Annotated in this window: 10 protein-coding genes and 1 pseudogene; all 11 read left to right on the top strand. The window is 62.3% G+C overall.

The window, feature by feature from the left end; genetic code table 11:
• The first annotated feature begins 131 nt into the window (after positions 1-131).
• Positions 132-1,631, top strand: a complete 1,500-nt coding sequence (locus WCE35_RS13170) for a replicative DNA helicase (protein WP_424593786.1) — start codon at positions 132-134, stop codon at positions 1,629-1,631.
• A 49-nt stretch (positions 1,632-1,680) separates the two neighbouring features.
• Positions 1,681-2,904, top strand: coding sequence for an alanine racemase (gene alr, locus WCE35_RS13165; protein ID WP_424593785.1), 1,224 nt, complete (start codon positions 1,681-1,683; stop codon positions 2,902-2,904).
• 281 nt (positions 2,905-3,185) lie between these two features.
• Positions 3,186-3,455: a DUF3551 domain-containing protein gene (locus WCE35_RS13160; RefSeq protein ID WP_424593784.1), complete on the top strand. Its 270-nt coding sequence runs from the start codon at positions 3,186-3,188 to the stop codon at positions 3,453-3,455.
• Positions 3,456-3,634: 179 nt separating this feature from the next.
• Positions 3,635-4,405 (top strand): exodeoxyribonuclease III, encoded by a 771-nt coding sequence (locus WCE35_RS13155; protein WP_424593783.1) that lies wholly within the window; start codon positions 3,635-3,637, stop codon positions 4,403-4,405.
• Between the two features lie 139 nt (positions 4,406-4,544).
• On the top strand, positions 4,545-4,766 hold the full coding sequence (locus WCE35_RS13150) for a hypothetical protein (RefSeq protein WP_424593782.1): 222 nt from the start codon (positions 4,545-4,547) through the stop codon (positions 4,764-4,766).
• A 252-nt stretch (positions 4,767-5,018) separates the two neighbouring features.
• Entirely contained in the window at positions 5,019-5,903 is an 885-nt protein-coding gene (locus WCE35_RS13145) for a prohibitin family protein (RefSeq protein ID WP_424593781.1), read from the top strand.
• Positions 5,904-6,078: 175 nt separating this feature from the next.
• On the top strand, positions 6,079-7,476 hold the full coding sequence (locus WCE35_RS13140) for an adenylate/guanylate cyclase domain-containing protein (RefSeq protein WP_424593787.1): 1,398 nt from the start codon (positions 6,079-6,081) through the stop codon (positions 7,474-7,476).
• 119 nt (positions 7,477-7,595) lie between these two features.
• Positions 7,596-7,790, top strand: a pseudogene (locus WCE35_RS13135) (DNA repair protein RadA); the annotation flags it as partial.
• A gap of 100 nt (positions 7,791-7,890) precedes the next feature.
• Positions 7,891-9,297, top strand: a complete 1,407-nt coding sequence (locus WCE35_RS13130) for an HD domain-containing protein (protein WP_424593780.1) — start codon at positions 7,891-7,893, stop codon at positions 9,295-9,297.
• Positions 9,294-9,818 (top strand): hypothetical protein, encoded by a 525-nt coding sequence (locus tag WCE35_RS13125; RefSeq protein ID WP_424593779.1) that lies wholly within the window; start codon positions 9,294-9,296, stop codon positions 9,816-9,818. Before WCE35_RS13130 ends, WCE35_RS13125 begins: the two co-directional genes overlap by 4 nt.
• A gap of 61 nt (positions 9,819-9,879) precedes the next feature.
• Positions 9,880-10,894, top strand: a 1,015-nt coding sequence (gene radA, locus WCE35_RS13120; protein WP_424593778.1) for a DNA repair protein RadA, incomplete at its 3' end; no start/stop codon positions are given.

The raw sequence follows: 10,894 nt of genomic DNA, 5'->3' as shown, positions 1-10,894 counted from the left end.
CACACATCGCATTGTGTGAATCGGGCATAAGGCAGCCTGGCACTTCCGCTGCGTCCGGGGGTGGCGCCTTATCGCCGCCCCGCATCCGGCTAGTCCCAAGTAACGACCCAATCGGAAGAATAAGCTCATTCATGGCCCCGACTGATTCGAACGTCCTGAAACTTGCTCCCGACGCGGGCGTTCCGCTCTTTCGGAGCGCACCGCATAATATCGAGGCGGAGCAAAGCCTGCTGGGCGCGATCCTGGTCAATAACGACGCGTTCTACCGGGTTTCCGACTTTCTGGAGCCAAAACACTTCTTCGAGCCGATCCATCAGACGATCTATGAGACCGCCAGCAGCCTGATCCGGATGGGCAAGGTCGCCACCCCGGTGACGCTCAAGACTTTCCTGCCGGCCGAGACCGATATCGGCGGCATGACGGTTGGCCAATACCTCGCCCGCCTCGCGGCCGAGGCGACCACCATCATCAACGCGCAGGATTACGGGCGGACCATCTACGAGTTGTCGCTGCGGCGCGACCTGATCCGGATCGGCGAGGACATGGTCAACGTCGCCTTCGACGCGCCGGTGGATTTTGCCCCGCGCGCGCAGATCGAGGACGCCGAGCGGCAGCTGTACGAGCTGGCCGAGACCGGCCGCTATGACGGCGGGTTCCAGCGGTTTGCGCAGGCGCTGACGATTGCCGTCGACATGGCGGCAAAGGCGTTCCAGCGCGACGGAAAGCTGTCCGGCATTGCCACCGGCCTGCGCGACCTCGATACCAAGATGGGCGGCCTGCAGCCTTCCGACCTCATCATCATCGCCGGACGCCCGGGCATGGGCAAGACCGCGCTGGCCACCAACATCGCCTACAACATCGCCAGGGCGCATCGCGCCGAGGTACAAGCCGACGGCACTATGAAATCGGTCAATGGCGGCATCGTCGGCTTCTTCTCCTGCGAAATGTCCGCCGAACAGCTCGCCACCCGTATCATCGCCGAGCGCACCGGAATCCCGTCGAGCTCGATCCGCCGCGGCGGCATCACCGAGACCGATTTCGAGAAGATCCGCGACTACTCGATCGAGCTGCAATCGCTGCCGTTCTATGTCGACGAGACCGGCGGCCTGTCGATTTCGCAGCTCACCGCGCGCGCGCGCCGGCTGAAGCGGCAAAAGGGTCTCGATCTGCTGGTGGTCGACTATATCCAGCTGTTGCAGGGCTCGGGCAAGCGTTCGGACAATCGCGTGCAGGAAGTCACGGAGATCACCACCGCCCTGAAAGCGATCGCCAAGGAGCTGAACGTTCCCGTGATCGCGCTGTCGCAATTATCGCGTCAGGTCGAAAACCGCGACGACAAGCGCCCGCAACTGTCGGACTTGCGCGAATCCGGCTCGATCGAGCAGGACGCCGACGTGGTGATGTTCGTGTACCGCGAGGAATACTATCTCGCCAACAAGGAGCCGCGCGCGGGCACCCCGGAATACGAGAAGTGGCAACTGGACATGTCGCTGGTCCACGGCAAGGCCGAAGTCATCATCGGCAAGCAGCGCCACGGCCCGACCGGCTCCGTCGAACTGCAATTCGAGGCCAGCATCACGCGGTTCGGCGACCTCGCGCAGGACGGCCACTTGCCGGATCGAAGCTACTGACACGGCCTGCGCGGTTGAACCGCCGCCGCACGGCGCGTAAAATGGCGCCATGAACGTCGCCCCCGATCCGAAATCGATCCCCGGAAGCTCCGTCCTCTCGCCCGAGGCGGACCAGGCCGCCGGGTTGGCCAGCGCGACCGGCGTGCTGACGGTCGATCTCGACGCCATCGTCGCCAACTGGCGCAAGCTCGAAAAGACCGCGGTTCCGGCCGAATGTGCCGGCGTGGTGAAGGCCGACGCCTATGGCTGCGGCGCCGATCAGGTCGCCCGCGCGCTCGCCGCCGCCGGCTGCAAGACGTTTTTCACCGCCACGCTCGACGAAGCACGGGTGGTCCGCGCGGCGGCGCCGCAGGCGTCGATCTACGCGCTCGACGGCCTCTTCCAGAATACCGGCGAAGCCTACGCCAGGATCGACTGCCGGCCCGTGATCGGCGATCTCAACGAACTCGCCGAATGGGACGTGTTCTGCCGCCGCTCCGGCTGGAACGGCGGCGCGGCCATTCACATCGACACCGGCATGAACCGGCTCGGCCTGACCGTCGCGGAAGCGCAAGGCATCATTCCGCGCATCAACGCCGGCGACCACGGCATCACGCTGGTGATGAGCCACCTCGCCTGCGCCGAACAGCTCCACAACCCCTTAAACGCCCGGCAGCTTGCGGCCTTCCGCGAGATCGCGAGCCTGTTTTCCGGCGTGCCCGCATCGCTGTCGAATTCCTCCGGCGTGTTTCTCGGCGCGCCATTCCAGTTCGACCTGGTGCGGCCGGGCGCAGCCCTCTACGGCGTCAATCCGACGCCAGAGGCCGACAATCCGATGCGGCCGGTGGTCGATCTCAAGGCGCGCATCGTGCAGATCCGCAACATCGAGCGCGGCGAGACCGTGGGCTACGGCGGCACCTGGACCGCGCGGCGGCCGACACGGCTCGCAATCGTTTCGGCCGGCTATGCCGACGGCTATTTCCGCGCCGCCAGCGCCAATGACGGCACCCGCGGCGCCGAGGTCGTGGTCGCGGGCAGGCGCTGCCCGATCGCAGGCCGGGTCTCGATGGACCTGATCGCGGTCGACATCACCGATCTCGACAAGAACGCCGCGCGCCGCGGTCATCTGGTGACGCTGATCGGCGAAGGCATCACCGTCGATGAACTCGCGCATCACTTCGGCACCATCGGTTATGAAGTGCTGACCAGCCTCGGCCGGCGCTATGCGCGGGTCTACAAGGGCGGCCACGGCGCGGCGGAACCCGCGGCCGAACCGCCCGCCGCTTCCGGCTAGATCGGAACCGGCATGTTCCGGCGATCCGGCATCGAACGGCGGCTTCGGATCGTATTCGATCAATAGCTGCGTTCACCTCAAAATATCGAAAACAACCCCATGCAAAGTAGCCGTTGCTGGCATGATGCCTTGAGCGACGGTGCGAAAATATTTGACACGACGGGCAAATCAGCGGCACTCCTCCATCATTTCGTGACCCGCAAGCCAATAACCTCCAGATCAATATCGCCTGTCGGTTTCCGTGCGCCGATGCTATGCTGTCGATCCTGAGGGAGATCATGATGCGCATTCCGGCTTTGGCGATCTTGACGACCGTCCCGATTTTGATGGCAGCGCCGACTCTGGCCCAAACCTATAGCCCGGACTATCCGGTCTGCCTCGAGGTCGTATCCATAGACGGCGGCCTCTACATCGAGTGCGGTTATACCTCGTTGGCGCAGTGTGCCCAGTCGGCATCGGGCCGCGCCGCCCAGTGCATCATCAACCCGTATTACCCGGGCACAAGGGCGTTGCCGGGACGACGAGACCGGCGGCATCCTCGCGTCTACTAAACATGATCTTGCGACGGCTTGTCCGGCGTCATCCGGGTCGGTTTCATCACACAATCCTGTAAGCCTTGCCTGTAAGCCTTGCCTGTAAGTTTTGGCCTGCTTCCGGCGCGGTGCCGATGGCGAATAGAAGTGCGACGACCGCACATGGCAAATGCCGCAATCCGCGGCATCATGCGCCCATGAGAATCGCGACCTTCAACATCAACAATATCAACCGGCGCCTGCCCAACCTGCTGCGGTGGCTGCGCGCGGCGAAACCCGACATCGTCGCCTTGCAGGAACTGAAATCCACCGACGCCGAATTTCCCATCCATACCATCGACAAGGCCGGCTATGGCGCGGTGTGGCACGGGCAGAAGACCTGGAACGGCGTCGCGATCCTGGCGCGAAAGGCCGATCCGGTGCTGATCCGGACGGCGCTACCCGGCGACAGCCGCGACCACGAGGCGCGCTATATCGAGGCCGCCGTCAGCGGCATCATCATCACCAGCATCTATCTGCCGAACGGCAACCCGCAGCCCGGACCGAAATTCGATTACAAGCTCGCCTGGTTCAGGCGGCTGCAGGCGCATGCCGTGAAATTCATCAAGCAGGACATCCCCGCCGTGCTCGCCGGCGATTACAACGTCGCACCAACGGAGCTCGACATCTATCCGACCCGGTCATGGGACAAGGATGCACTGATCCAGCCCAAAAGCCGCGCCGCGTTCCAATCGCTGCTCGCGCAGGGCTGGACCGATTCGATCCGCGCGCGGCATCCCGCAAAGCCGATGTTCACCTTCTGGGACTACAAGCGCAACCGCTGGGCACGCGACGCCGGACTGCGGCTCGATCATCTGCTCGTCAGTCCCGTGCTCGCACCTCGCCTGACGAAAGCCGGCGTCGACCGCAAGGTGCGCGGCGAGGACGGCGCCAGCGACCACGCGCCGGCCTGGATCGAGCTGAAGTAGCGTGCGTCGCCGCGGACTTTCACGACAACGCGCTGAAGCGCCATTCGCCTGGCGCCGCGACCACCACATGCTCCCCGTCTGTCTCCAGGGTTTATCCGGCAGTCATGTGGTTGTTAAAGACGCTGGCTATAGCTCCGGCATGAGCTACGAAGCCGCCACCATCGCCACGCTGCGACGCGCCCTCGACGAGGTGATCCACGACAGCCGGTTCCGCCATCGCAAGTCGGCGTCGGCGCTCGAGATTGCCGAGCATCTTCTGGCGCTGGCGGCGGCGGGCGAGCGCGACCTGGAAAGACTGAAGGCGTCGGCCTTCGGGAAGCTGGCCGGAAACGCCGGGCGGGTCCCGAGCGAGGCTGCCTGAGCCCAACAATGGCTCGCCCGAGATCGCTTTCAGCCGTGAATTGAGATGTCCGGCGATCAGGGGCGTGCGCCGGGCGCTGTCGTCGAATTGCCGTGCACCATTTGAATGAATCCCGCGGCAATCGCTTGTTTCGGGCTGGACCTGGACTTCGAAACCGCCGACGAAGTGACACGCGTCACATCGAATTCGTAACGGGCCGCGGATCAATGCTGCCCCGAGCGCCATTCAAAACGTCCGAGCCAGGAGGAATACATGAACAGGGGAATTGTCACCGCGGCCATCATCGCTCTGGTCGCGCTCGCCGTCATCTTCGGAAGCTGGTACACGGTCGATCAGACCGAGCGCGGCGTCCTGCTGCGGAACGGCGCGGTGATCGGCACCGCGCAGCCGGGTCTCGGCTTCAAGATCCCCGTGATCGACAGCGTCGAGAAGGTCAGCGTCAAGACCATCACCTATTCGTGGGACAAGATGAACTCCTATTCCTTCGACCAGCAGCCGGCCGACCTCAAGATCAGCGTCACCTTGCGCGCATCGCCGGACAAGGTCGCCGATCTCTATGCGAAATTCGGCAGGCTCGACACCGCGGTCAACCAGGTCGTGAGCCCGGTGGTGAACCAGCAGGTCAAGGTGGTGTTCGGCCGCTACACCGCGGTCAAGGCGATCCAGGAGCGCGGTCCCCTCAACAGCGCGATCAAGGACGCCATCACGACGACGCTCAGGGATGATCCGATGATCATCATCGAGAGCGTGCAGCTCGAAAACATCGAGTTCAGCGCCAACTATCTGCATTCGATCGAGCAGCGCATGCTGGCCGAGGTCGAGGTGCAAAAGCTGCAGCAGAACGCCGAGCGCGAAAAGGTCCAGGCCCAGATCACCGTGACGCAGGCGATGGCGAAGGCCAACGCGGTGCGCGCCGAGGCCCAGGCCAACGCCGACGCCACAAGGCTGAACGGCGAAGCGCGGGCGACCAACATCCGGCTGACCGGCGAGGCCGAAGCCGCCGCCATCGAGGCCCGCGCCAAAGCGCTCGGCACCAACCCAAACCTAGTTACGCTGGTGCAGGCCGAGCGCTGGAACGGCGTGCTGCCGACCACGATGGTGCCGGGCTCGGCGGTGCCGTTCGTGTCGGTGAAATAGGGATTGGGTGTGCGGGATGGTGATGCCCCAGGCATCGCCGTCCCAACGTTCGAGGGGCTGATCGCCAAGCACAGCGTGCTGCGGCGGAAGCCGCCCGTGCTTCGGCTTGCCAGGAATGGTATCATGCACGGCATGATCCGGTTTGTGGCAAGACGGAGAAGATGTTTTGAGCGCAGTGGCGGAAGCGGCTGATATCCCCTATTCCGGCGAACGGGGTCCAAGGCAAACCGACATCCGGCAAGACACCCTGAAATTCGCCGAGGCTGCCCTTGCCGACAGCAAGCGTGAGGGCCTGCTGCTCGCGGTTCGCGCGCGCTGGGTCGCGCTGACGGTGATTACCGTGATCCTGCCGATCATCAATCCGAATTGGGACGTGATCTATTACATCCTGATGCTCGGCTTGTTTGCCGCGATCGGCTGGGCCCAGCTAAAGATCGGCAAGGTCGCCGGCCGATCGCGGCCTGAGCTCTTCTTGATGTTTTGCGATCTGGCGCTGCTGACCTTCATCAGCGTGGTTCCCAATCCCTGGAGCACGGTGAACTGGCCGATCGGAATGCAATTCCGGTTCGACAGTTTCATCTACTTCTTTATTCTGCTTGCCACCGCGACGCTGGCCTATTCGTGGCGAACGGTCGCCGCGATGGGCATCTGGACAGCGGCTCTGTGGGTGGTCGGCTTCGGCTGGGCTTACCTGCAGCCGGAAACCCACGCCGCGCTGTCGGAACGGGTGAAAGCGGCCATCGGGTCCGATGTCAGAATGTTCGATATTCTGGACCCCGCGGCGATCGGTATCGGGGCGCGGTTCCAGCAAATCACCGTCTTCCTGATCGTCGCCATGACCTTGGCGCTTGCGGCCCGGCGTTCGAATGCGCTGCTGATCAGCCATGCCGGGATTGAGCGCGAACGGACCAATCTGGCGCGTTACTTTTCGCCGAATGTCGTGGAGGAATTGTCCAGAAACGACGAGCCCCTCAAGCAGGTCAGAAAACAGAATGTCGCGGTTCTTTTCGCCGACATCGTCGGCTTTACGCCATTTGCCGACCGCCGTAGCCCGGAGGCCGTGATCGCCACGCTGCGGCTGTTTCACGCGCGGATGGAGCGCGAAGTATTCCGGCATAGCGGGACGCTGGACAAATACCTCGGTGATGGATTGATGGCGACGTTCGGCACGCCATTCGTTGGCGACGCCGACGCCGGAAACGCATTGCGTTGCGCGCAGGCCATGCTTGGCTCGATCGACGATATGAACCTCGAGCGGAAAAATCGCGGCGAACCGCCGATCCAGGTGAGCCTCGGGCTGCATTATGGTCCGGTGGTGCTGGGTGATATCGGCCAGAACCGGCTCGAATTCGCGGTTATCGGCACCACGGTGAATGCGGCGAGCCGTCTTGAGTCGCTTACCCGCGAATTGGGATGTGTCATGGTGGCCAGCGACGATTTGGTGCGACAGGCGCGGGTGGAGACCACGAGTTCGAACGCCGACTTCATGCATCTTGTCGAGAAGCCGGCGCAAGCCGTTCGCGGGCTTGAACATCCCGTCGGCATCTGGACCCGCGCCAGCAACGCGCGTTGATCGCGCGGTGCCGCGGCTCGACCTCGACTATGCTGAGATGATGCCTTTCGGGGATCCCGCTCGCAGCGCGCTTTTTCGTGCTATGGACGCAACCCAGGCAGCCCAACAGCGATCTCCCGATGCCCAAATCCACCCTCTCCTTCGTCTGCCAGAACTGCGGTGCCGCGCATAACCGCTGGCAGGGCAAGTGCGAGTCCTGCGGCGAGTGGAACACGCTGGCGGAGGAGGATTTAACCGGCGCGACGGCGATGCCGGTCTCTATCCGCTCAAAGCGCAAGGGCTGCGTATTCAAGCTGGAATCCTCGACCGGCAAGAGAGACCTGAGGTCGATATCTGAAGCGCTACCAGGCATTTGTCGGCCAAATCATCAAAAGCGCCTCGACATTTAAAAAATATGTTCTATATTTGTTCTCTATGAAAACCCAGCGTATTCGGGACCCCATTCATGGCCTCATCGTCTTTGATAGCGAGGGTCTGGTCGATGAATGCGTCTGGGCGCTGCTCAACACTCCTGACGTCCAGCGTCTTCGCCGTATCAAACAGCTTGGCGTTTCCGAATTCGTATTTCCGTCTGCAAGTCACACGCGCTTTTCGCACTCGATCGGTGTGTTTCATAATGCTCGACGGCTGGTGAGCATTATCAAACGCGAGATCGGATTAGGGCGTGTTGCCGGGAACTTTAACGAGGAGCGCGCGAAGATTGCCCTGTTTGCCGCCCTCCTTCACGACATCGGACACGGCCCCTTCAGTCATGCGTTTGAGGAGGCTCGTAAGGCGTTAGCCACAGAACGTGGGGACACGGCGGCAAAGACGAGAGTCCGCAACCACGAGGCTTTTACAGCCGAAATGATCGAGGACCAATCCGGTCAGATCGCTCAAATACTGGAGTCGTCAGGCGTTTCCGCCAAGAGCGTCGCTGATCTGGTCGCCGCCGAAATACCAGCGGACATGTACCATGCCGTGGTGTCGAGTTCATTCGACGCGGATCGTCTCGACTATCTCGTTCGCGATCGCTACATGACGGGCACCGGAGCTGGCGCGATCGACCTGGATTGGCTGATGGACAACGTCCGTGTCGCGCAAATTAATTTTGCGCCTGATGCGGACGGTGGCGACCCCATCTACGAACATAGTTTCTGTCTCGGATACAAGGCTCGCGATGCAGCGGAAGATTTTCTGTTGGCGCGATACAGGCTTTACACCAATGTCTATTTGCACAAGACGACGCGCGGAATCGAGCAAATGGTCTCGGCTTTTTTCCGGCTCGTCGCTCGCGAAGTAGCTGAAAGCAGTCGCATCAGCGGTCTGCCTGACGACCACCCTCTGGTTCGATTTTTCTCACCAGGGGGCGACGTCATCGCGAATTATAGAGCCTTGGATGACACTGTCGTTTGGGGAGCGATTCACACGTTGGCGCGGGCAGGTGCTGGCGCTGCCAAAAATATTGCCGGAAGAATTCTTAACCGGAACAGGCCGATCTGCCTCGACGTTCAACACGCCTTTCCGGAAGACGTCGAAAGGCAGCGGCGGCTCAAACATGCCCTGGATGCAAGATTCAAATCTGAGCTTGGCGAGAACGTATTCCGGGATTCAGCCAAACTGTCGATTTATGGCGAAATAGGCGCGGACGATGGGCGAGCCCAAAAGCGCCTGATGATCCAGACGACAGACGATAATCTCAAGGAAATCACGGATTTCAAGGACGCCACCGTTGCCGGTTCCGATCGGCAGCGAGCGCTCGAGCGCTACTACTTTCTTGGTGAATCGGACTTCAGAATCGCTGTAAGTGTAATCGATTCGGTCAAAGGGAGGCGCGCATGACTGTCGATATTCCGAGCCTCGTGGTGGCTGCGGGCGGTGAGATCGTTGGAAAAATTCGGCTGCAAAAGGTCTTTTATTTGCTCGATCAAATGGGCCTCAACAGCGGGTTCTCGTACGAATACTTTCATTACGGTCCCTACTCCGAGGATTTGGCCGAACGAGTCGAAGACGATGTTATTTTTGGCCAGCTGCACGCTGACCAACGTCGGCGGCTGAGCGATGGCGTTCCCTACCTTGCATATTCCGCCAAGGTGTCAGGGGATGGTGACGTACTTGGAACTCGTATGCCGTTTGATCGTATCCAGACTGCGCTCGTCGAAATGCAACGGCGCTCAGCCACCGTTCTTGAACTTGCTGCAACCATTCACTGGCTGGCTGTCATGGAAGGTATTCCTGATTGGAAGACCGAGTTGATTCGACGCAAGGGCGCCAAGACACATAATAATCGTGATCAGCAAGCTGTTGAACTGTTGCGAACGCTTGGATTGCCGCCCGCTGTCGGCTTATCCGCGCAAGCCTGAATTTTATTTCCTCGAGCCAATGGCAGTGATTTGAAGCTGCGGTACGTCAGCCAGGATTCCGATGCCCAAATCCGCCCTCTCCTTCGTCTGCCAGAACTGCGGCGCCGCGCATAACCGCTGGCAGGGCAAGTGCGAGTCCTGCGGCGAGTGGAACACGCTGGCCGAGGAGGATTTAACCGGCGCGACCTTGATGCCGGTCTCGATCCGCTCAAGGCGCAAGGGCCGGCTGTTCAAGCTGGAATCGCTGACCGGCAAGAGCGTCGAGGCCCCTCGCCTGTCCTCCGGGATGGCCGAGCTTGATCGCGTCACCGGCGGCGGCTTTGTCCGCGGCTCGGTGCTTTTGGTCGGCGGCGATCCCGGCATCGGCAAGTCGACCCTTCTGACGCAGGCCACCAGCCTGCTCGCCCGCGCCGGCCATCGCGCGGTCTATATTTCCGGCGAAGAAGCGGTGGCGCAGGTGCGGCTGCGCGCCGAGCGGCTGGGCCTGGCCGACGCGCCGGTGCAACTCGCGGCCGAAACCTCGGTCGAGGACATCGTCTCGACGCTCTCCGAAGGCACGGTGCCGCGCCTGATCGTGATCGACTCGATCCAGACCATGTGGACCGATACAGTCGAATCCGCGCCGGGCACCGTGACCCAGGTCCGTGCCTCGGCGCAGGCGCTGATTCGCTTTGCCAAGAAATCCGGCGCCGCGATCATCCTGGTCGGCCACGTGACCAAGGACGGCCAGATCGCCGGCCCCCGCGTGGTCGAGCACATGGTCGACGCCGTGCTGTCGTTCGAGGGCGAAGGCTCGCAGCAGTTCCGCATTTTGCGCGCGGTGAAAAACCGGTTCGGCCCGACCGACGAGATCGGCGTGTTCGAGATGACGGGCCTGGGCCTGCGCGAAGTCGCCAACCCTTCCGAGCTGTTCCTGTCGGAACGCGATCTCGGCAGTCCGGGCACGGCCGTGTTCGCCGGGATCGAGGGCACCCGCCCGGTGCTGGTGGAACTGCTGGCGCTGGTGCCCCCGACCTCGCTCGGCACCCCACGGCGCGCCGTGGTGGGCTGGGACCCGAGCCGGCTGTCGATGGTGC

This window comes from Bradyrhizobium sp., from assembly GCF_049691595.1.
Classification (GTDB): Bacteria; Pseudomonadota; Alphaproteobacteria; order Rhizobiales; family Xanthobacteraceae; genus Bradyrhizobium.
Note: the sequence above shows the minus strand (reverse complement) of the source record. Positions and strands in the feature narration are given on the sequence as shown.